15 protein-coding genes and 1 pseudogene are annotated in these 21873 nt (G+C 63.4%); 9 read left to right on the top strand and 7 right to left on the bottom strand.

Going from position 1 to position 21873, the window contains the following annotated elements; translation table 11 throughout:
• Window positions 1–43: 43 nt before the first annotated feature.
• Window positions 44–1501, bottom strand: a complete 1458-nt coding sequence (locus AC3WLT_RS20760) for an HDOD domain-containing protein (protein WP_492593563.1) — start codon at window positions 1499–1501, stop codon at window positions 44–46.
• An 88-nt stretch (window positions 1502–1589) separates the two neighbouring features.
• Window positions 1590–3404: a putative bifunctional diguanylate cyclase/phosphodiesterase gene (locus AC3WLT_RS20755; RefSeq protein WP_492593562.1), complete on the bottom strand. Its 1815-nt coding sequence runs from the start codon at window positions 3402–3404 to the stop codon at window positions 1590–1592.
• 428 nt (window positions 3405–3832) lie between these two features.
• On the opposite strand from AC3WLT_RS20755, the gene AC3WLT_RS20750 reads away from it, so the two are divergent.
• Window positions 3833–5182: an EAL and HDOD domain-containing protein gene (locus tag AC3WLT_RS20750; protein WP_492593561.1), complete on the top strand. Its 1350-nt coding sequence runs from the start codon at window positions 3833–3835 to the stop codon at window positions 5180–5182.
• Window positions 5183–5353: 171 nt separating this feature from the next.
• Entirely contained in the window at window positions 5354–5917 is a 564-nt protein-coding gene (locus tag AC3WLT_RS20745) for a peroxiredoxin (protein ID WP_492593560.1), read from the top strand.
• 867 nt (window positions 5918–6784) lie between these two features.
• Here AC3WLT_RS20745 and AC3WLT_RS20740 read toward each other — a convergent pair.
• The 5 genes from AC3WLT_RS20740 to AC3WLT_RS20720 all read right to left on the bottom strand — a co-directional run bounded on the left by AC3WLT_RS20740 (window position 6785) and on the right by AC3WLT_RS20720 (window position 16671).
• Window positions 6785–10096 (bottom strand): efflux RND transporter permease subunit, encoded by a 3312-nt coding sequence (locus AC3WLT_RS20740; protein WP_492593559.1) that lies wholly within the window; start codon window positions 10094–10096, stop codon window positions 6785–6787.
• Between the two features lie 3 nt (window positions 10097–10099).
• A complete protein-coding gene (locus AC3WLT_RS20735; RefSeq protein ID WP_492593558.1) occupies window positions 10100–13222 on the bottom strand; it encodes an MdtB/MuxB family multidrug efflux RND transporter permease subunit in 3123 nt (1040 codons plus the stop codon).
• An 18-nt stretch (window positions 13223–13240) separates the two neighbouring features.
• On the bottom strand, window positions 13241–14695 hold the full coding sequence (locus AC3WLT_RS20730; protein WP_492593557.1) for an MdtA/MuxA family multidrug efflux RND transporter periplasmic adaptor subunit: 1455 nt from the start codon (window positions 14693–14695) through the stop codon (window positions 13241–13243).
• A gap of 486 nt (window positions 14696–15181) precedes the next feature.
• Entirely contained in the window at window positions 15182–16018 is an 837-nt protein-coding gene (locus tag AC3WLT_RS20725) for an IclR family transcriptional regulator (RefSeq protein ID WP_492593556.1), read from the bottom strand.
• A gap of 509 nt (window positions 16019–16527) precedes the next feature.
• Window positions 16528–16671, bottom strand: a complete 144-nt coding sequence (locus tag AC3WLT_RS20720) for a DUF2442 domain-containing protein (protein WP_492593628.1) — start codon at window positions 16669–16671, stop codon at window positions 16528–16530.
• Between the two features lie 291 nt (window positions 16672–16962).
• Here AC3WLT_RS20720 and AC3WLT_RS20715 point away from each other — a divergent pair.
• The 7 genes and pseudogenes from AC3WLT_RS20715 to AC3WLT_RS20685 all read left to right on the top strand — a co-directional run.
• Window positions 16963–17250 (top strand): annotated as a pseudogene (locus AC3WLT_RS20715) (HU family DNA-binding protein); the annotation flags it as partial.
• Between the two features lie 213 nt (window positions 17251–17463).
• Window positions 17464–17904 (top strand): SET domain-containing protein, encoded by a 441-nt coding sequence (locus AC3WLT_RS20710; protein WP_492593555.1) that lies wholly within the window; start codon window positions 17464–17466, stop codon window positions 17902–17904.
• Window positions 17901–18119, top strand: a complete 219-nt coding sequence (locus AC3WLT_RS20705; protein ID WP_492593554.1) for a hypothetical protein — start codon at window positions 17901–17903, stop codon at window positions 18117–18119. The genes AC3WLT_RS20710 and AC3WLT_RS20705 overlap by 4 nt, the downstream gene beginning before the upstream one ends.
• Window positions 18120–18642: 523 nt before the next feature.
• Entirely contained in the window at window positions 18643–19113 is a 471-nt protein-coding gene (locus AC3WLT_RS20700; RefSeq protein ID WP_492593553.1) for a hypothetical protein, read from the top strand.
• A 521-nt stretch (window positions 19114–19634) separates the two neighbouring features.
• A complete protein-coding gene (locus AC3WLT_RS20695) occupies window positions 19635–20138 on the top strand; it encodes a hypothetical protein (RefSeq protein ID WP_492593552.1) in 504 nt (167 codons plus the stop codon).
• A gap of 417 nt (window positions 20139–20555) precedes the next feature.
• The gene (locus AC3WLT_RS20690; protein WP_492593551.1) at window positions 20556–21170 is read left to right on the top strand and encodes a HupE/UreJ family protein; all 615 of its coding nucleotides are present in this window, start codon (window positions 20556–20558) and stop codon (window positions 21168–21170) included.
• A gap of 3 nt (window positions 21171–21173) precedes the next feature.
• Complete coding sequence (locus AC3WLT_RS20685) at window positions 21174–21800, top strand: HupE/UreJ family protein (RefSeq protein ID WP_492593550.1); 627 nt, start codon at window positions 21174–21176, stop codon at window positions 21798–21800.
• Window positions 21801–21873 lie beyond the last annotated feature (73 nt).

The following is a 21873-nucleotide window of genomic DNA, read 5'->3' as shown; positions in this document are numbered from 1 at the left end:
CCGGGAAGAGTAACGCAGCGTGATCAACCGTCACGCCACGTCTTCACATCATCTCCATTTCCCGCATTTGCCCCTGGGCGAAAAAACGTCCTAACTCCCTGGCTAGTTCGTTCAGCGCGCCCATCTCTTTCTGTGATATTCGGCGCGCCTCCTGGGTATCGGTCCAGTCTCCGTACAGCAGCGCGACTGTTTTCCCGGTTCCGTCGACCACCGGCAGCAGCACGAACGCTCGCGTGTCGTCGAACGAGCGGCGGAACCACTCGGGCAGCCGCGCGACCATCTTCGGATCGCGCGCGTTCTCGATGAAGATGCCCACCGAGTTCGCGATCGCGAGATGAAATACATCGGGCTCGAAGGCGGTGCTGAATGACAGCTTCGGCAGCGCCGCGTCGATCTTCGGACCGAGACCCAGGCGCGCACGGAAAGTGCCGTTGCTGTGCTTGACGAACACGACCGTGCGCGCAAAGCCGAGCCCGGCCAGCACGGTTTCGGAGGCCATCGCCAGCGCGGGTGCGAGCGGGCTGTCGGCGGGCAGCGCGCGCAGATCTTCGACCCCCGCTGTGATGCGCGTCTCCGGATTGAGCGCCTCGCGCGCAATCGCGTCCGCATTGGCGCGCAACTCGACGATCTCGCGCATCACGCCGTCGCCGCCTTCTTCACGGGCGAGCGCGACGCTCATTTCGAGCAGCACGTCCGGGTCGGTGTTCAGCGTGCGGCTGTAGTCGTGGGCCAACTCGCTCATGCGGGATTCGCGTTCCCAGTCCGGCATGTTCTGCTGCGTCAGCACGTCCGCCACGGCCGTCGAATAGTTGGTGATGGCGCGCAGCCACTGCACCTGGCGCGGCTGCTCGGTATCCTGCGGATCGAACTCGCCCATGCCCGAGCGGATCATGTCCGGCAAACGCCAGCGCGTGGCCGCTTCCATGCCGATTTCGTCGAACGTCACGCCGAGCACCAGCACGCAGGCGTCGGCTTCGAGCGCACCGGCATCGATGTGGCAGCGGATCTGATCCCATTCGGCGTCGAGGTAGAACACCACCAGCAGCTTGCCGATCTGGCGCATCAGCGTGCAGACCACGGCCTCTTCGCCGGCGCGCAGATCGCCGCGCTCAGTCAGCTTGCGCGCGACGCAGCCCGACAGCAGCGTACGGTTGAGTTCGAGCTTCGCGTCGATGCGGCGCGGCGCGCTGTGATGAAAGTGATCGACGATCTTCAGCCCGACGACGAGGTGGCCGACCGCATCCATGCCGAGCACCATCAGCGCGCGCGACACAGTCGTGATGTTGCCGCCGAACGCCATGTACATGGCCGAGTTGGCAAGGCGCAGCACTTTTTGCGTCAATGCGAAATCCGACAACACGACTTGCACGAGGCCGGTGAAGTCGAGGTCGTCATTGTTCATTGCCGCCATGGTGGTGCGCAGCGACTGCGACAGCATAGGGAAATCGCCGCGCTCGCTCATCCGCGTCCAGAGCCTGTCGAGCACCGCCGCCTTTACCATGTGATTCCCGCAAAAGCCATACATGTTCCAATGAGTGCCACGCCGGCGTTGAGCCGGCTTCTGCTGCGCAAGCGTCTGGCCTGCATCGCTACGCAGCGTGCAAGTGAAGCGAGCGCGTTTCGAAACGCCGCGCGAGTTCGTCGGAGGGCAACGCCTTGCAGACGAGCCAACCCTGAATATGGTCGCATCCCATTTCGGTCAGAAGGGCGCGTTGTGCTTCCGTTTCGACGCCCTCGGCGACCAGTTCGAGATCGAGTGTTTGCGCAAGACCCACGACCGCGCTAACGATTGCCTGATCGTTTCGCGAGGTTAGCAGATTCTCGACAAAACTCCTGTCGATCTTGAGCTTCGCCAAGGGAAATCGTTGCAGGTAGGCGAGACTCGAATAGCCGGTGCCGAAATCGTCGACGGCGAAGCGAATGCCCATCGCGGTGAAATCCTCGAGCAGGCCCTTGGCGTGCGCCGGGTCGTGCATCAGCAGGCTTTCGGTGATCTCGAACACGAGGCGGCGCGGGTCGATGCCGGTCAGCTCGATGGCTTCGTGCACGGCGTCCTTGAAACGCGGATCGCGGAACTGCTGCGGCGACACGTTGACGGCCACATACTGCAGCGAGATGCCCTGTGCGTCCCACTGGATCAGCTGCATGCAGGCCACCTTCAGCACCCAGTTGCCGAGGAAGTTGATCAGGCCGACCGACTCTGCGAGCGGAATGAACATCGAAGGGGGCACCAGGCCATGCACGGGATGCAGCCAGCGGATCAGCGCCTCGACGCCGACCACGCCATGCGTGCGGCTGCTGGTGATCGGCTGGAAGTGCAGCGAGAATTCGCCGTTGCGCACGCCGTCGTACAGATCGGCCTCGAGCTTCAGACGTTCGGCGTCGGCGGGATTGTCGTCCGGCACGTAGAAGGCGAGCGTGTTGCCGCCGGCCGCCTTGGCCTGCTGCAGCGCATGGTCGGCCCAGCGCAGCAAATGGGTGTCGTGCGCGGCGGTGTCGTTGGCGTGGCGCACGTCGGGATAGAGCGCAATACCGATGCTCGCCGACAGATGCACCTGCTGGCCGCTGTATACATACGGCTGCTGGATCGCCGTCAACAAGCGCCGGGCCAGTGCTTCGGCGGCGGCTGCCGCGTGGGTGCGGTTCGCCGCCGCCTTCACGAGGATCGCGAATTCGTCGCTGGCCACGCGCGCGACCGTCTCGCCCGGGCTCGTCATGTTCAATAGACGCCGTGCGGTGTCACGCAGCATCTCGTCGCCGGCATCGTAGCCGAGCGCGCGGTTCACGCGCTGATAGTCGTCGATGTCGAGCAGCAGCAGCGCGGCCGGCGTGCCGTGCACATCGGCTTGCTGCTGTGCTTCGAGCAGCATGGGGATCAGCGCCGACTGATTGGCGAGGTTGGTCAGACGGTCGTGATGCAGCGCCTGGGTCAAGCGTTCCTCGGTGGCGCGCCAGGCCGAGACGTCGAAGCCGGCGATCGCATAGCCGTCGAGGCCGTCGTGGCTATTGCGCACCGCGCGCAACTCGACCGTGATCGGGTAGGTCAGCGACTTGATGAGGCCGAGCGTGGCTTTCTCAACGTTGCCCGTCGCGGTGGCGCGGGCGAGCAGCGCGTCGAGGCGCTGGACGTCGGCGGGCGCCACCAGATCGTGCAGCGTGATGGTCTCGAGATACTCGCGGTGATAACCGATGAAGCGCAGGCTGGCGTCGGAAACGTAGAGAAAGCGCAGTTCGTGATCGACGTGCGCCAGCAGGTCGACGGCGCCGACCACCTGTTCCAGTTGCGCAGTGCGGCTTGCGCCCAACTGCGGTTTGTGCTCCGCGCGCCGGCCGAACGCACGAAACCGGTCGATGACCGTGCGCAAGGAGCCCCGGCGGGGCGCGGTGATCCTGTTCGCTTCCATGTTTGTCGCTTGGAACCTGTGTTCGTCTGCAGGCGGGGCGGCTCGCTGGCCGCCGGGCCCGGGCGGTCGAGGGGTATCAGGCCGCCCCATCAGAACAGGATAACGACCCGCGGCGGGAAATCTTTAGCGCGCCGGCTGCAAAAAACCATTGGTAAGGAATGGCTGCGCGAGCCGCCGCCGCGGCGGGATTGATTCGGTTAAAGTGCGGGCTCGTTGTATCCGTTAACAGGGACAGACCTAAGGGCGGCCAACGCAAGGGCCGACGCAAGGGCCGACGCAAGGGCCAACCCAAGGGCCAACCCAAGGGCCAACCCAAGGGCCGATCTGAGGGCCAACCCGACGGCGGCAAACCCCTGCGGCAAGCCGCTATGCAGCATCGGCGCGTCACGCCGCTGCATAGCGTTTCCGAATCCACGCACCGATGATCCATGTCTGAACGTCACCCTGTCAGGGCCGAGCCCGGGCACGTCGAGGTGCTTGCTCAATGCGCCGACAGCGTCGATCCGGCCGCTCAGGCGCAGTTTGTCTCGCAGTTCGTCTATCTGGGCCGCCAGCCGATTCTCGATCGCGACGGCGCCCTCAATGCTTACGAATTATTGTTTCGATCCGGCGCGCATAACTACGCCGAAGTCAGCGACGACGCCCAGGCGACGGCGCAGGTGGTGGCGCGCACGATCGGCGGAATCGGTGTGCCGGCGGTGCTGGGCCCGCACCGCGGCTTCGTCAATATCGACCGCGCGCTGCTGTTCAACGACATCGTCCATCTGATGCCGCCCGAGCGCTTCGTGCTCGAGATTCTCGAGACCGTGACGTTCGACGCGCAACTGGTGCGCCGGCTGACCGAGTTGCGCCGCGCCGGCTTCCAGGTGGCGCTCGACGATGTCAGCGAACTGTCGAACGAGCTGATCGCCGTGCTGCCCTATGCCGACATCGTCAAGATCGATTTCCTGCTCACCGAGCGGGCGGCACTGGCCAGGCTGGCCTCGGTCGTGCGCGGCCACGGCAAGACATTGATCGCCGAGAAGGTCGAGACGCGCGACGATTTCATGTTGGCGCGCGAGCTCGGCTTCGACCTGTTCCAGGGATACTTCTTCGCGCGGCCGCAGGTGCTGGCCGCGCCGTGCAACCGCTCGCCGCGGCCGGCCTTGCTGCGTCTGCTCGCGTTGCTCTCGTGCGATGCCGGCATTGTCGAGCTCGAAGCGGAACTGAAGCTCAATCCGAGCGTGGTGATGCAGTTGCTGCGCCTCGTCAATTCGAGTGCGTTCGGCTTGGGGCGCGACATTGCGTCGTTGCGCGAGGCTATCATCGCCACCGGCACGCGGCAGATTGCGCGCTGGGCACAACTGCTGCTCTACGCCGACGGCGGCGAGCTGCCGTGGCGCGCCGATCCGCTGGTGCAACTGGCGGGCACGCGTTCGCGCTTCATGGAGCTGGCCGCAAGCTGGCTGCGCCCGGCCGACGACGATTTTGCCGATGCCGCTTTCATGACCGGTATTTTTTCTCTGGTCCACGTGGTGCTCGGCAGCACGCCCGCGGCTGTGCTCGAGAAGCTCGGCCTCGCGCCGCAGATCCGCGACGCGATCGTCTCGCGCAGCGGTCCGCTCGGCACCTTGTTGCGCATTGCCGAAGCGGCGGGCGAGGGCGCCGATGCCGCGTCGATCGCAGCCGGTCCCGATGTGCCGGCCGGCTTCGCCGCGCTTACGCCGGAAGTGCTGGCCGAACTGAACCTGTCGGCGGCTGCGTGGTTCGGCGCGCATATCGAAGAGGCGGCTACCTGACGCGTGCACGATGCGCATGCCGCGCGGTTGGGCTTCGCTGGATTGCTCCGGACGTGGTCCAATAGCGAAGGAGGGCTGCGCGGCGTTCGGATGAACGTTGCGCCCCTGGCTCATTGCACGAACTGCGTGCACTGCGTGTATTAACGCTTTTAACGCTTCGAGGGACTGTAGATGAAGAGGAAATTCATACCGGCAGCGCTTGCTGCTGTCATGTCGATGGGGTTCGCCATGCATTCGCTGACTGCGTCGGCAACGCTCAAGCCGGGCGACGCGGCGCCGCCCTTTACCGCGCAGGCATCGCTGGGCGGCAAGACCTACACCTATTCGCTCGCCAACGAATTGAAGAAAGGGCCGGTGGTGGTGTATTTCTATCCGGCGGCTTTCACGCAGGGCTGCACGATCGAGGCGCACGAGTTTGCCGAAGCGGTCGACGAGTACAAGAAATATGGCGCGACGGTGATCGGCGTGTCGCACGACAACATCGGCACGTTGACGAAGTTTTCGGTCAGCGAGTGCCGCAGCAAATTCCCGGTGGCCGCCGACGCCGACTCGAAGGTGATCGGCGAATACGACGCCGGTTTGCCGATGCATAGTTCGATGGCCAATCGCGTGTCGTACGTGATCGCGCCGGACGGCAAGATCATCTATGAGTACACGAGTCTGTCGCCAGAGAAGCATGTCGAGAACACGCTCAAGGCGGTGAAGGATTGGGCGGCGGCGCACAAGCAGCCATAGATTTTTGCCGCGCCGCGGTGCATTTTTCGCAATAGTTTTTTATTTGCCTTCGCGGCGCTTATGGTGGTGCTGCCTGCGGCGTTGGTCTTTCCTTGTTCTGACTTCTTTGGCCTTTCTTTGATTTCTTTGTGGTTTATTAGCTTTCCCCCTGTGCGGGGGAGCACCTACTTTTCTTTGCCGGCCGCAAAGAAAAGTAGGCAAAAGAAAGCGGCTTCACACCGCTAGTTCTGAAGCGGGCACCTCGGTCAACCACCGGTAGTGGAAACCTGCCGGACGACACCGTGGTCCACCACCGTTCGTGACAAGGCAGTCATCCACCCCTTCTCGCGCTACGCGCTCGCCGGCAAGGTCCATCCCAAACCACCTACTTCGTTTTGCGCGAGCAGGGGCCATCGGCTTCGCCTCGGTGAGGTACAGATCTGGATTGCTGAGCAGAACCTGGGCGTAACGGCGCGCGCACGCGTGAACTGGCGAGCTACGCCCCGCGCAAAACCCAGGCGCCAATACGTAGTGGGTGGTTGGATGAAGTACCGTTCCGGCGAGCGCGTAGCGCGAGAAGGGGCGGATGACTGCCTTGTCACCAGGGCGTGAAGCTGCACTGGCACAGATCAGGTGGCCTCCACTCCCCGTTGATGACAGGGGGGCCCGCTTAGTACTTGCGGTGTGAAGCCGCTTTCTTTTGCCTACTTTTCTTTGCGGCCGGCAAAGAAAAGTAGGTGCTCCCCCGCACAGGGGGAAAGCTAATAAACCACAAAGAAATCAAGGAAAGGCCAAAGAAGTCAGAACAAGGAAAGGCCAAAGAAGCCAGACCAGGGAAAGCCACTGCCGCAGGCAGCACGAACATAAGCGCCGCGCAGGCAGAAAAAATCAGGAAGGCGCTATTCCGGTTCTCCGAGCCTTCCTCGCTTCCCACCGAACCCGAATCCGGTCCATGTAGAGATAAACCACCGGCGTGGTATACAGGGTCAGCATCTGACTGACAATCAGTCCACCGACAATAGCGATCCCCAGCGGAGCTCGAAGCTCAGCCCCTTCCCCCCGGCCAAAAGCCAACGGCAACGCCCCCAGCATGGCGGCAAAAGTCGTCATCATGATCGGCCGGAACCGCAGCAAACAAGCCTGAAAAATCGCATCCCGCGACGACAGCCCCCGCCGGGAGGCTTCAATAGCAAAGTCCACCATCATGATCGCGTTCTTCTTCACGATCCCGATCAGCAGGATCACGCCGATCAAAGCGATGATGCTGAACTCGGTCTTGAACAACAACAAAGCCAGCAACGCTCCAACCCCGGCCGAAGGCAAAGTGGACAAAATCGTCAGCGGATGGATATAGCTCTCATACAGGATCCCCAGCACGATATACACCGCCGCGAGCGCGGCCAGAATCAGAATCGGCTGGTCCGACAGCGACTGCTGGAACGCCTGGGCAGTCCCCTGGAAACTGCCGTGGATCGTCCCCGGCATGCCGAGCTGCGCCATCGTGTCGTAGATCGCTTGCGTTGCCGTCGATAAGGACACGCCAGGCGGCAGATTGAACGAAATTGTCGACGCCACGAACTGGCTCTGGTGATTCACCGACAACGGCGTATTCCCCGGTCCGAATTTCGCTATCGCCGACAACGGCACCATCGTTTCCTTCGAGGTCGACACCGCCGCGCCCGACGAAGCACTCGACTTGCCGCTCGCCGCAATCGAATTGATCGCCTGGTTGCGCGCGGAATCGGCCGCAATGCTCGCCGCGCTCGATGCGGTCGTGCCCGCCGTGCCGCCCGTCGACGCACTCGTGCTCGATGCCGTTGCCTTCGCGGTCACGGTGCCGGCCGGCGCATTGGTGGTCTGCGCGCCGCTCGCGCTGCCCCCCGACGTGCTGACGTAAATCTGTTTCAGCATATCCGGGCTCTGCCAGTACTTCGGCGCGACTTCCATCACGACGTGATACTGGTTCAGCGGGTTGTAAATCGTCGACACCTGGCGTTGGCCAAACGCGTCGTACAGTGTGTTGTCGATCTGCGCCGGCTTGATGCCGAGGCGTGCGGCGCTCGCCCGGTCAATCGTCACCATCGATTCGAGACCGCCTTGCTGCTGGTCGGAATTCACATCGGCGAGTTCGGGGCGCGCTTGCAGCGCCTCGGTGAGTTTGGGCACCCACAGATACAGATCGGTGGTCGAATCGGCCAGCAGCGTGAACTGATACTGCGCATTCGATTGCCGCCCGCCGACGCGAATGTCCTGCACCGCTTGCAGGAAAGTCCGCGCGCCGGCCACGTCGCCGAGCGGCGCGCGAAGTTGCTGGATCACCTGGTCAGCGGATATCTTGCGCTCGCTCTTCGGTTTCAGCGAAACGAACATGAAGCCGAAGTTGGTCTGCCGGCCGCCGGTGAAACCGGCCACGCTGTCCACCGCCGGATTCTTGCCGACGATCTCCATCATTTCCGAGAACTTGCCCTTCATCGCCTGAAACGACGTGCTCTGGTCGGCCTGGATGCCGCCGATTAGCCGGCCCGTGTCCTGCTGCGGGAAGAAACCCTTCGGCACGATGATGTACAGCCAGATGTTCAGTCCGATGGTCGCGAGCAGAATCGCCACGATCAGACGCGGATGCAGCAGCGCCCAGCCGAGCGTGCGTTCATAGCCGCGATGCATCGTCGCGAAGCCGCGTTCGAGCCAGCGTCCGAAACGTCCTTCTTCCTCCTGCTCGTGCGGTTCGCGCAGGAGGCGCGAACACATCATCGGCGTGAGGGTGAGGGAGACGAGCAGCGACACGGCGATCGCCAGCGAGAGCGTCAGCGCGAACTCGCGGAACAGCCGCCCGACAATGCCGCCCATCAGCAGAATCGGCAGGAACACGGCGACCAGCGAGATGCTGATCGACAGCACCGTGAAGCCGACTTCGCGTGCGCCGAGAAACGCCGCCTGCATGCGCGGCACGCCGTTCTCGATGTGCCGTGAAATGTTCTCCAGCACCACGATCGCGTCGTCGACCACGAAGCCGGTTGCGATCGTCAACGCCATCAATGACAGGTTGTCGATCGAAAAGCCGAGCAGGTACATCGCGGCGAACGTGCCGATGATCGAGATCGGCACGGCGACGCTCGGAATCAGCGTGGCGCGCCAGTTGCGCAGGAACAGGAACACCACCATCACCACCAGCGCCACCGCGATCATCAGCGTGCGCTCGGTGTCTTTCAGCGACGACCGGATCGTGGTGGAACGGTCGGCGGCCGGCGCGATGTCGACGTCGGCGGGCAGCGACGCATGCAACTGCGGCAGCATCGCGGTCACGCGGTCGATCGTTTCAATGATGTTCGCGCCCGGCTGGCGGTACAGAATCACCAGCACTGAACGCTTGCCGTTGAAGAGGCCGAGGTTGCGCAGGTCCTCGACCGAATCGGCCACTTCCGAGACATCGGACAGTTTCACCGCCGCGCCGTTGCGATACGCGATCACGAGGTCGCGATACTGCGCCGCCTTGCTCGCCTGGTCGTTGGTATAGATCTGCACGCGGTTCGGGCCGAACTCGATCGAGCCTTTCGGACTGTTCGCGTTGGCCGCGGCGAGCGCCGCGCGCACGTCTTCGAGACCGATGCCGTAGTGGAACAGCGCCTGCGGTTCCAGTTCGACGCGCACCGCCGGGTTGGCCGAGCCGCTCACATCCACTTCGCCAACCCCGTCCACCTGCGACAGCGACTGCTGCAGCACGGTGGCCGCGGAGTCGTACAACTGGCCGGCGGTCAGCGTCTTCGAGGTGAGCGCGAGAATCAGGATCGGCGCGTCGGCCGGATTCACCTTGTGATACGTCGGGTTGCTGCGCAGGCTCGCCGGCAGATCGGCGCGCGCGGCATTGATGGCCGCCTGCACGTCGCGCGCGGCGCCGTCGATGTCGCGGTTCAGGCCGAACTGCAGCGTGATCCGCGTCGAGCCGACCGAGCTCTGCGAGGTCATTTCGGTCACGTCGGCAATCGAGCCGAGATGCCGTTCGAGCGGACTGGCGACACTCGTCGCCACCGTGTCCGGGCTCGCGCCCGGCAGCGTCGCCTGCACCGAAATGGTCGGGAAATCGACCTGCGGCAGCGGCGCGACCGGCAGCCTGGTGAACGCGAAAATGCCGGACAGCGCGATGCCGATCGCCAGCAAGGTGGTGGCGACCGGGCGGGAGATAAACGGACGCGACAGGTTCATCGGTCAGTTCCCTGCATCGGTGGCGGGCGGCGTAGGCCTGCCGCGATTGAAGCGCTCGCGCGCGCGGCGGGCGAGCGAGTCGAATGCGAGATAGATCACCGGCGTTGTGAACAGCGTCAGCAACTGGCTGACGACCAGGCCGCCGGCAATCGCAATACCGAGCGGCCGGCGCAATTCGGAGCCGGCGCCGGTGCCGAGCATCAGCGGCAGCGCGCCAAGCAGCGCGGCGAGCGTGGTCATCAGAATCGGCCGGAAGCGCAGCAGACACGCCTGATAGATCGCCTCGCGCGGCGCCTTGCCTTCCTCGCGCTCGGCGTAGAGCGCGAAGTCGATCATCATGATCGCGTTCTTCTTCACGATACCGATCAGCAGCACGATGCCGATGATGCCGATGATGTCGAGATCATGCCCCGTCATCACCAGCGCGAGCAATGCGCCGACCCCGGCCGACGGCAGCGTCGACAGAATCGTGATCGGGTGGATGAAGCTCTCGTACAGCACGCCGAGCACGATATACATCGTGACGATCGCCGCCAGAATCAGGAACAGTTCGTTCGACAGCGACGCCTGGAACGCCAGCGCCGCGCCCTGGAAGCGCGTCTGGAACGAAGCCGGCAAGCCGATATCTTTCTCCGCCTGGGCGATCGCTTTTACGGCCGCGCCGAGCGACGAACCGGGCGCGAGATTGAACGAGACGGTGGTGGCGGGGAATTGGCTCAGGTGCGTGACCAGCAGCGGCGCGGGCTTCTCGACGAAGCGCGCGATGGCCGACAGCGGCACCTGGCCGCCCGACGACGTGGAAGAGGGCAGATAGATCGCATTCAGCGATTCGGTGTAGTGCTGGACCTGCGGCTGCGCTTCCAGAATCACGCGGTACTGGTTCGACTGCGTGAAGATGGTCGAGATGATGCGCTGGCCGAACGCGTCGTACAGCGCGTTGTCGACGGTGGCGGGCGTGATGCCGTAACGCGACGCGGTGGCGCGGTCGATCTCGATGTAGACCGACTGGCCGTTGTCCTGCAAGTCGGTGGCCACGTCCGCCAGTTCCGGCGCCTGCTTCAACCGCTCGACCAGCTTCGGCACCCACGTGGTGAATTCGCCGATGTTCGGATCGGTCAGCATGAACTGGTACTGTGTCGGGCTGACTGTCGAGTCGATCGTCAGATCCTGCACCGGCTGCATATACAGCGACGCGCCGGGAATATGCGCGACGTCCTGCTGCAACTGGCGGATCACTTCGCTCGCGGTGTTCTTGCGGTCGTCGCGCGGCTTCAGGTTGATCAGCATGCGGCCGCTGTTCAGCGTGATATTGCTGCCGTCCACGCCGATGAACGAGGTCAGGCTGTCGACGTCCGGGTTCTTCAGGATCTGCGCGGCGAGTTCCTGCTGCCGCTCGGCCATCGACGCATACGACACCGACTGCGGCGCCTGCGTGATCGCCTGGATCACGCCGGTATCCTGCACCGGGAAAAAGCCCTTCGGAATGAAGACATACAGCACGCCGGTCAGCACCAGCGTCAGCACCGCGACGAACAGCGTCGAGCGTTGCCGGTTCAGCACCCACGTGAGCGCGACGGCATAACGGGCGATCACGTAGTCGACGAACGCATGCGCCTTCGCTTCGAAGCGGTGGCTTTCGGGCGGCGGCGTGTGGCGCAGGAGTTTCGCGCACATCATCGGCACGAGCGTCAGCGAAACGATCGCCGAGATCACGATCGTCACCGCCAGCGTGATCGCGAATTCGTGGAACAGGCGCCCGACCACGTCGCCCATGAACAGCAGCGGAATCAGCACGGCGATCAGCGAAACCGTCAGCGAAATGATCGTGAAGCCGATCTGTTTCGAGCCTTTCAGCGCGGCCTCCAATGCCGAGTCGCCTTCTTCGACATAACGCGCGATGTTCTCGATCATCACGATCGCGTCGTCGACCACGAAACCGGTCGCGATGGTCAACGCCATCAGCGACAGATTGTCGAGCGAGAAGCCGCACAGGTACATCACGGCGAGCGTGCCGATCAGCGACAGCGGCACCGACAGGCTCGGGATGATCGTGGCGTAGATGTTGGCGAGGAACAGGTACATCACCAGCACCACCAGCACCACGGACATCAGCAGTTCGAACTGCACGTCGCGCACCGATGCGCGGATCGTGGTGGTGCGGTCGGTGACGATCTGGACGTCGAGCGCGGCGGGCAGCGCCTGTTGCAACTGCGGCAGGAGCGTCTTGATGCTGTCCACCAGCTGGATCACGTTCGCGCCCGGCTGGCGCTGCACGTTCAGGATGATCGCCGGCGTGTTGTTGACCCACGCGCCGAGCTTGGTGTTCTCCGCGCCTTGCACGATGGTGGCGACGTCCGTCAGCATCACCGCGCGGCCGTTCTTGTAGGCGACCACCGCGCTCCTGTATGCGTCGGCGTCGGTCAGCTGATCGTTCGCGTTGATCGTGTAGTTACGCGTGGGGCCGTCGAAGTTGCCCTTCGGCGTGTTGACGTTCAGGTTCGAAATCGTGGTGCGCAGATCGTCGAGATTCAGTCCATAGGCGGCGAGCGCGCGCGGGTTCGCCTGAATCCGCACGGCCGGGCGCTGACCGCCCGACAGGCTCACCAGACCCACGCCCGCCACCTGCGAAATCTTCTGCGCGAGGCGCGTGTCGGCGAGATCCTGCACCTGCGTGAGCGGCAGCGTTTTCGACGTGATCGCGAGCGAGAGGATCGGCGCGTCGGCCGGATTGACCTTGGCGTAGATCGGCGGCGCGGGCAGATCGGACGGCAGCAGGTTGCCGGCTGCGTTGATCGCCGCCTGGACTTCCTGCTCGGCGATGTCGAGCGGCAGATCGAGGCTGAACTGCAGCGTGATGATCGAGGAGCCGGCCGAGCTTTGCGACGACATCTGATTCAACGACGGCATCTGCCCGAACTGCCGTTCGAGCGGCGCGGTGACGGAGGACGTCATCACGTCCGGGCTCGCGCCCGGATAGAAGGTCTGCACCTGGATCGTCGGGTAGTCGACCTCGGGCAGCGCGGACAGCGGCAGGAAGCGCAACGCGACGAGACCGACCAGCATGATCGCCGCCATCAGCAGGGCGGTGCCGACGGGACGCAGAATAAAGGCGCGGGAGGGATTCATGCGGTAATTGCCATGCCTTTATTGCGAGGCTTGCGCCGGGTGTTTGCCGTGATGTCCGCGTGCGCCGGATGCGCCCGACGCTGCGGCCGCGCCGCTCGCGCCACGGGCACCCGAGGCGGCGCTCGGCTTGTCGGCCGGAATCGTGATCTTCGCGCCTTCGCGCAGCCGGTCCGAACCGTCGATCACCACACGCTCGCCGACTTGCAGGCCGGATTTGATGCTGGTGCGTTCACCGTCGACCGGACCGATCTTGACCGGCCGCACCGTGACGGAGTTGTCCGGCTTCACGATGTACACGAACTGGCCCATCGAGCCGTTCAGCACGGCCGTTGTCGGCACGATCACCGCGTCCTTGATCGTATTCACCAGCAGGCGCGTGTTGACGAACTGATTTGGGTACAGCAGGCTCTTCGTGTTCTGGAAGATCGCGCGCAGCTTGACCGTGCCGGTGGTGGTGTCGATCTGGTTGTCGAGCGTTTCGAGCGTGCCACTTTCGAGCGACGTGGTATTGCTGCGGTCATACGCGGTGACCGAAAGCTTCGCGCCGGTTTGGGTCTGCTGGAGAATCTGCTGGAGGTTGTCTTCGGAGGTCGTGAAGATCACGCTGATCGGCTGCAACTGCGTGATCACGACGATGCCGTTGGTCAGGCTCGGCGTCACGTAGTTGCCCGGATCGACCTGGCGCAGACCGACGCGCCCCGACACCGGCGCGGTGATGCGCGCGTAGACGAGGTCGAGCTTGAAGGTGTCGATGTTGGCCCGGTCGGATTTCACCGTGCCTTCGTACTGTCTGACGAGCGAGGCCTGCGTATCGACCTGCTGGCTCGCGATCGAGTCTTGCGCGAGCAGCGTCTGATAGCGCTTCAGGTCGAGGCGGGCGGTTTGCAGCAGCGCCTCGTCGCGCGCCAGCGTGCCTTGCGCGTTGTCGAGCGAGATCTGATACGGACGCGGGTCGATCTGCGCGAGCACATCGCCCTTCTGGACCATTTGACCTTCCTTGAAATACACGTCCTGCAGCACGCCGCTCAACTGCGGCAGCACCGTCACGTTGGCGAGCGGCGTGACCGTGCCGAGCGCGGTCAGCACGACCGGCATTTCGCCTTGCGTGGCGCTTGCGACATGGACCGGTTGCGGCATGTTGGCCATGCCGCCGGGACCGCCGCGGCCCGGGCGGGCGCCGCTTGCGCCGCTCGCACCGGCAGCCGCGCTGGCGCCGCCGGCCGGTCCGCCCCAAGGATGCCAGCGCCACAGCACGAACCCGAGGATCACCAGCGCCGCGACGATCAAGGCGATGTTGCGGCCGCGATGCCGCCGCACCTCGCCTGGCGCGTTCGCGGGACCGCCTGCCTGCGTGCCGGGGGTGGACGGTTGCGAGCCCGGTTGTGCGGCCGGTTGTGCAGCCGGCTGTGAACCCGGCTTTGAAGCCGGAGCGGCAGGGCGTGAGGTTTCCGAATGCTTTTGTAGTTCGTCCATCGGTTCGGTCAGGTGGCTGGCTTGGATGTGAGCCGCTGCGCGAGGGGCCGCCTCGACAGTTCGGCGGCTCGGCACGCACTCGGCGTAACAGGCGGTTTCGGCAGCGGGGCGCCGCGCTTGTTCAGCGCGATGCTACCCGAGGCGCGGGACAAAGATGTTAATGCAGTGCGCCATCATGACAGGTCGGCTGGGCCGTTATGGAGCTGTGCTGTGAGCCGGATTGCCGCAGCGAATTCGGTGCACAGCGCGGTGCACAGCGCGGTGCACCGCGACGATGCGCGGCAACGATGCCAGCAAGGCGCCGTGCCGGACGCAGCTGCAAGCGAGCCGCGCGCACACTTCATAACGGCAATCCCGGCAGCGCCCCGCAACGGGAAAGCATGATCGTACGTCGCACGCTCGGTAACAGTCCACCCGTGTATTTTTCTTTTGATTACGAAGGTTACAGGATGCACCCGGCGTTGACGGGGGACGCTTCGGCGCGGTTTAGTTATCGAGACGGCGCCCAGGCGTGCCGCCGATTTCGAGCGTGATTTTCGAGATGCATTCGAGCAGCGCCGGCGCCGCGCGCGATACCAGCCAGTCGCGCGGACACTGGTCCGCTGAACCGCCGCAGTTGACCGCATAGCGTTCGCCCGACGGTCCGATGAAACCCGCCGCGATCGCATTCAGGCCGTCGTACCATTCGCCTGTCGCGATGGCGAAGCCTTGTTCGGCGGTTTCTTGCAGTGCGCTGACGAGCCGGTTGCTGGTAGGCCCCCAGTCGTCGCCTTCGGCGGCCTGCAAGCCGATCAGCAGCTTTTCCCGTTCCGGTTCGCCGAGCGTCGCGAGATAGGCGCGGCCGATGGCGGTGCGGCTCAGATTCATCCGCGAGCCGATTTCGAGGCGCGACACCAGCACCGCCGAACGCGGCCGGATTGCGTCGATCACCACCATGTCGAGGCGGTCGCGCACGGCCAGATGCACGGACAGGGCGGTGCGTTCGGCAAGTTCGATCAGGAACGGCCGCGCGCGGGCCCGGATGTCGAAATTGCGCAGAAAACCGTTGCTCAGTTCCAGAACGGACGAGGTCAGCACGAAACGTTCGCTGTCCGGCAGGCGGAACAGGAAACCCGCGCCGACCAGCGTGGCCGTGATCCGCGAGACGGTCGGCTTCGGAATGCCGGTGAGTTCGGTCAGATCGCGATTGCTGAGCGGCGCGTCGGCCGAGGCGATCGAGCGCAGCACGGTCAAGCCGCGTGCCAGCGCGGTAACTTCGTCTCCCGAGCCCTCTTTCTCTCTGGGGAGGTCAGCAGCAGTCCGGGAAGGCGTGGGTTGGGTCATCTCGTTTTTTTGGAACTATATTTCAATTTATCTGTTCACATGCTGATGGCGACCGTCCGGCAATGTTCTTCCGACGGACCCTTGGTGGGGCATGTAGTCCATTTTTCTTCTGAAGATTCATTGTATCGGAATATTTTGCCGAAACGAATGAAGACTCGCCAGATTTTGCTTGACTTAGTCAGCATAACCATAAAAAATGGAATCTCATTTCGAAAGACGGTTTGGTGTTCGAGAATTTGAAGTTTTTGAACCAAACTTGGTCTGCGCTGCTGTTCACATGGAATTTGCCAGTTGTCCGCGCTGTTCACGCCCGCGTCGCCGGGCAAAACTTTCGAAATACCGTCTCTCAGGTTCTAGCACGGCCCTCGGAATGGCTAGAACTTTTAAGGCGTCACGGCAACGTGACGCCTTTTTTTTGTGCGCCCGGCATGGGCGCACAAAAAAGTCTGCACCAATCGCTACCGACGCGTTAGCAGACAACAAAGTCTGCTCGAACGGCGAAAGACGATTCACCGGACAGTCGCATCCATCTGGCCGCGAAGTAATCCGGCGACACTGATGTCTTCGTCGAGGGTGTCCCACTGCAGACCCGCGCCTGAGGCAGAGATGCGGAATGCGTCGCGTTGTCCAGGCGTCGCCGCAGGCCGCCTCAGTCTTCCAGCGAGCGTTGACCTTCACCCGTGATAGGCGTTGCCCGCGGGGCCAGGGGAAATGCTTCTGCCTGCATTTCGTCTGCGGGAACGAGTCGCAGAAATGGACCGTGTCCCCGATAAATTCGCAGCCGATCAAGCGTGTTCGCGCGCGTCCGGCCGCCCCGGACGGCGCGTGGTGCAGTCAATGCACCTGCCGTTGAGCCGGTCGTCGCGGAACCGGTCTGCCTGCAGGCGGTGATTGCGTGAAGGCGCGGGCATCGGGTAGGGTGGCGACATCCCAACCACAACGCGGAATCGATAATGAACAAGCAGGAACTGGTGGATGCGGTCGCCGCGACGACGGGCGCGAGCAAGGCGGCAACGGGCGAGGCGATCGATGCGTTCATCGGCGCGGTCACGGCGGCCGTCAAAAAAGGCGACACCGTGCAGCTGATCGGCTTCGGGTCGTTTTCGACGGGCGCGCGCGCCGCGCGGGTCGGCCGCAATCCGGCGACCGGCGCCGAAATCCAGATCCCGGCCGCGAAGACTGTCAAGTTCACGGCGGGCAAGGCGTTCAAGGATGCCGTGAACGGGGCCTGACCGCAGCGACAGCCGCCGGCCGCGGACAGTCGGGTGTCGAGATTTGCGGAAATGTCGCCGCCAGGGTTGGGTGCACCGCGGGACACTCCGGCTCTCCAGCTTCAATATGACGACCGGCCCCGCTGAGCTGCGACGAGTCACGCATCACGTCGCAGTGAATGCGGAAATTGGCCGCTTTTATACTGGTGCGGGTATCAGTCTCAGGGGAGCAGTATGCGGCGCGTGATCGTCCGGCGGTCGTCAGTTCATGGGAAGGGTGTGTTCGCGATGCGGCCGCTCGCAGCGGGCGAACGCGTGCTCGAGTACAAGGGTGAAGTCACGGCGTGGCGGGAAGCAGTGCGCCGGCATCGGCGTGAAGGCGTCGCCGGGCATACGTTTCTTTTTGGCCTGTCAGACGGGCGCGTGATCGACGGCAGCCGCGGCGGCAGTAGCGCACGATGGCTGAACCACGCCTGCGCGCCAAACTGCGAGACCATCGAAGACGCCGGTCGCGTTTTCATCCACACGCTCCGGCCGATCGAGGCCGGTGAAGAACTGTTTATTGAATATCTGCTCGCCACGGACGATCCGCTGGATGAAGACGTTCGGGCGCAGTACGCGTGCCGGTGCGCCGCGGCGGACTGTCGTCAGTCGATGCTGGCGGATGCAGTGTGAACAGGGTGGCGCAGGCGATCGAAGGCAGCGGTGCTACCCCGGAAAGCGGCCACGTCCCGAAGCAGAGGGATGCCTGCATTGTGAGGATCGGCGAGGCTGTGGTTTTTCATCTCGATGTGCTGAAGGCATCGTTGCCAGAGGGCGATGCATCCGGCCGTGCTCCTGGCGCAAACACGAAGAAACAGATGTCGCCGGATCTTGACGATTTGCGGTGACGTCGACGCCAGCGCGTGTCGTCGACAGATACAGGGGAGCGGCCTTATGCCGAAGCGGAAGTTTCGATCCCTTTCGCATGCCATGCCGCGCATTGCTGGATCGCTTTCTCGGCGACCCAGTGCGAGATCGCCTTGATGTAACCCGTTTGCTCCGCAGTACCTGCCTGAACACGCGCTCAGCGACCGAGAGCTGCTCCTCAGAATTGCTGCGGGCATTCGAACGGATGACCGAGCAGATGACGATGTATGCAGCCCCCTGCGCTGCCAGCATCAATAGCATGACGACAACCGCGATCCGGGCACGCAGACTGTGGAATCGCATGGTGATCGCCTCGGCGATCGACTGACTCCTTCACGCCCTGGAATAACCCGGTGTATTCCATCGTTTACCCATCAGGCAATCACGCCCCGAGCGGCAAGCCTCTACCACCGCGGCGTGAATTTGCGCAAGCAAACCGATGTGCTGGGTGACGCCGGTGAAGCGGCGCGTCGAAACGTCGGGGATCCATTTCGGGACCCCATCATGGACAAATTACTTCCTTTTGGGACATTACTCGTCTGTCTCGCCTTTTCTGCGCCTGCACTCGCGCAAACATATGATGATCTACCTGTATTGGCCGACGTCACCAATTGTCGGGCGGTCGTCGGGCAGGCACAAATCGACGGCACGACGCAGCAGATCGTTGGACGTGCATGCCTGCAAAGTGACGGAACATGGCAGATCGTGCAAAGCCCGGTTGATAGCGTGTTGTGGTATCCGGTCGCGGCCTACCCGTATCCCGACCCCTGGTATTGGGGGCCCCCGTTTTTCGTCGGCGCAGGAGCGAGCTTTATCTTTGTCGATCGTTTCCATCGTTTCCATCGTTTCGATCGTTTCGGCCATTTTCATCAGATGGGCCATAACCGCTTCGGTGCGCCAATGGGAGGAGGCTTTCACCGCACACCATTCCCCGGCGGTGGCATGCGCGGGTTCGGTGGAATGCGACGGCACTAATTCAACGTTTCCTGTTCGCACTTTGCATCCGGGATAGAGCGAGGGCGCCACTGAAGAGTGAACAACGCAAGCCGGCAAGGGGTTCAGCGGTACTGCCGGTCGCTGTTAGCCGGAGACGATGTCGGCGTCAAGTTGATGGAGAAAAACGTCCTGTGAGGAGTTCGTCGTGAAGCGCCTGAAAATTTGCGTCACGCTGTCGGTCGTTGCCGCAGCGTGCGCATGCGGGTCAGCAGATGCCGCGCGCGTCCGCGTCTTTGTCGGAATGGGCGTTCCTTTCTACTATCCGGTCGCTCCGCTCCCGTACTACTACCAGCCCGTCGTCGTCGTGCCGGCTGCTCCGACAAACTACGTCGAACAGGGGCAACCGTCAGCCGGACCGGGTCAGTCGAGCGGATCCTGGTATTACTGCGAAGCGTCCAGGGCCTATTACCCGTACGTGAACCAGTGCCCTGGCGGGTGGCGTGAAGTGTCGCCACAGCCAGCACCGTCCCGTTGACGATCAAACGGATTTTCAAAGCGACATGAACTATTCAAGGCTTGCCCTGATCGCCGCGCTGACCTGGGTCAGCGCGTGCTCCGTCCTGCCGACTGCCCCGAGCGTGATGGCGTTGCCCGGTACCGGAAAAACGTTTGATCAGTTCCGCGCGGACGACGCCTCGTGCCGGCAATTTGCGTTCGAACAGGTGGGCGGAGTGTCAGCCAACCAGGCGGCAACCGCAAGCGCGGTGGGCAGCGCCGCCGTTGGAACGGCACTCGGCGCGGCTGCGGGTGCGGCGTTCAACGGAGGCTCCGGCGCGGCCGTGGGCGCCGGTGCCGGCCTGCTTGTCGGGAGCGCGTTTGGCGCGGGCGCCGCGCAAGGCTCGGCCTACGACGTGCAGCGCCGCTACGACTATGCGTACCTCCAGTGCATGTATGCCGCCGGTGATCGCATTCCGGTCCGCGGACGCATGATGATCGCGCCGGGCACACGGCCCTATGCACCGCCGCCCCGAGGCTTCCCGCCACCGCCACCTCCGGCAAGTTAAGGCTGACACGCGCCGTCCGTTGCAATGTAGTTCTTGTTGATGTACAGCGTAGCGTCGCCTCACATCGCGCTCACGCTCGCCTCTACGCCCTTCCGTCGACAAAGCTACGGAAACACGCCAGATCGTCACCCCGAACGATATCGTCGGCATGCGGTGCCGGCGCGCAGCGTTGCGTTTGTTCGGCATTGAATTCCGGCAGGTGCTGGCAAGCCGGAAGTTTGCCTCACAGCCTTCCCGGACTCCGATCCGCGCACCAACGCCGTTGGCGACTCGCTGCAGGCGACCTATAGTGTTGGGGAACGCCGGATAGTCGACGGATGACGCCCCTGCAGATGACTTGACGAAGCCTGGAAAAGCCAGCTCCGATGCGTACTCAGTCCGGTGTCAGACGGGTGCAGACACCTCGACAGGAACATCATGACTTTCGGAATGCGACGCGCGATCCACGCGGGACTTGTATTCGGGTATGGGTGTCTTTTTCCGCTCATCGCATTCGCGCATATCGGCCAAGGCGACATATCCGGCGGCCTGCTCGCCGGTTTCAGACACCCGATTTCCGGCCTGGATCATGTCGTCGCGATGGTTGCAGTTGGATTGTGGGGTGCCCAGCTGGGGAGGCCGGCGATTTGGGTGCTGCCGGTCACGTTCCCGATCGTCATGGCCTTCGGCGCTGTTCTCGGCGGCCTGGGCGTCCCGATTCCGGGGATCGAGGTCGGCATTGCGCTATCGGCACTGGCGCTCGGTGCGGCGGTGGCACTTGCGTTGACGCCGCCGCTCTGGATTGCGGGTCTGCTGGTTGCCCTGTTCGCCATCTGCCATGGACACGCACACGGGGCGGAACTGCCCGGGTCCGCGAACCCAATGACCTACGCGATCGGCTTCGTCGCGGCCACCGGCACACTTCATGCACTCGGCATCCTGACCGGCACAGTCAATCGCTGGAAGGCGGGCGGCTATGCACTGCGGGCAGGCGGGGCCCTCATCTCCGGCTGCGGTGTCTATTTCCTCACGTATGCGATTCGGGGAGCGTGACGCATGCGCACATTGCACCGGGTGGTCCGGCAAGCCGCTGCCGGTCTGAGTGCGCTGATGTTGCTTGCATCAGCCGAAGCACACGCGGTGTACCAGGGCGCGGGCGACTTTTACGCCGGGATGCTACATCCGTTGACGTCGCCGGAACATGTATTGCCCATGCTGGTACTCGGCGCGCTGGCGGGGCAGAACGGCCTGAAACGATGTGAATTCGTGCTTTGGGCATTTCCGGCCGCCATGGCGGCCGGCGCGTGCACTGCCCTTTCAGTTCCGGATCTGCGTGGCGTTCTCCTGCTCAACGTGGTCTCAGCCGTATTGCTGGGTTCCCTCCTTGCGGCTGCCTTGACGCTGCCGTCATGGCTGATCTTGATTCTATCGGTCGGGTTTGGCCTGACCCATGGGTACGCAAACGGATCAGCCATCGTGGGTCAAATCCGCCCAGGCGTTTTCATAGCGGGCATGGTGTTCGCGAGCTTCATCCTGATCGCCTACACGGTTGCGGCGACCTCGTTCCTGCTGCGGCTACGACCCACCTGGATCGCCATTGCCGTGCGCGTCGCGGGCAGTTGGGCCGCGGCAATCGGGCTTCTCGTTCTCAGTATCACTCAACGTGCGTTGCTCCTCTCCTAGTGTTCTGAGTTAGAAATTCATTGAAAGATGTCAATCCCGTACTAAAGTGTCTTGTATGGCACTTGATACGGGA

Source organism: Paraburkholderia sp. FW306-2-2C-D06C (assembly GCF_058781505.1).
Note: the sequence above shows the minus strand (reverse complement) of the source record. Positions and strands in the feature narration are given on the sequence as shown.

Bases quoted from the DNA above. Each gene is read 5' to 3' on its own strand.
- AC3WLT_RS20760 (WP_492593563.1), bottom strand. From the start codon at position 1,501: ATGGTAAAGGCGGCGGTGCTCGACAGGCTCTGGACGCGGATGAGCGAG.
- AC3WLT_RS20690 (WP_492593551.1), top strand. From the start codon at position 20,556: ATGACTTTCGGAATGCGACGCGCGATCCACGCGGGACTTGTATTCGGG.
- AC3WLT_RS20725 (WP_492593556.1), bottom strand. From the start codon at position 16,018: ATGACCCAACCCACGCCTTCCCGGACTGCTGCTGACCTCCCCAGAGAG.
- AC3WLT_RS20730 (WP_492593557.1), bottom strand. From the start codon at position 14,695: ATGGACGAACTACAAAAGCATTCGGAAACCTCACGCCCTGCCGCTCCG.
- AC3WLT_RS20700 (WP_492593553.1), top strand. From the start codon at position 18,643: ATGGACAAATTACTTCCTTTTGGGACATTACTCGTCTGTCTCGCCTTT.
- AC3WLT_RS20755 (WP_492593562.1), bottom strand. From the start codon at position 3,404: ATGGAAGCGAACAGGATCACCGCGCCCCGCCGGGGCTCCTTGCGCACG.
- AC3WLT_RS20750 (WP_492593561.1), top strand. From the start codon at position 3,833: ATGTCTGAACGTCACCCTGTCAGGGCCGAGCCCGGGCACGTCGAGGTG.
- AC3WLT_RS20740 (WP_492593559.1), bottom strand. From the start codon at position 10,096: ATGAACCTGTCGCGTCCGTTTATCTCCCGCCCGGTCGCCACCACCTTG.
- AC3WLT_RS20745 (WP_492593560.1), top strand. From the start codon at position 5,354: ATGAAGAGGAAATTCATACCGGCAGCGCTTGCTGCTGTCATGTCGATG.
- AC3WLT_RS20710 (WP_492593555.1), top strand. From the start codon at position 17,464: ATGCGGCGCGTGATCGTCCGGCGGTCGTCAGTTCATGGGAAGGGTGTG.
- AC3WLT_RS20735 (WP_492593558.1), bottom strand. From the start codon at position 13,222: ATGAATCCCTCCCGCGCCTTTATTCTGCGTCCCGTCGGCACCGCCCTG.
- AC3WLT_RS20685 (WP_492593550.1), top strand. From the start codon at position 21,174: ATGCGCACATTGCACCGGGTGGTCCGGCAAGCCGCTGCCGGTCTGAGT.
- AC3WLT_RS20695 (WP_492593552.1), top strand. From the start codon at position 19,635: ATGAACTATTCAAGGCTTGCCCTGATCGCCGCGCTGACCTGGGTCAGC.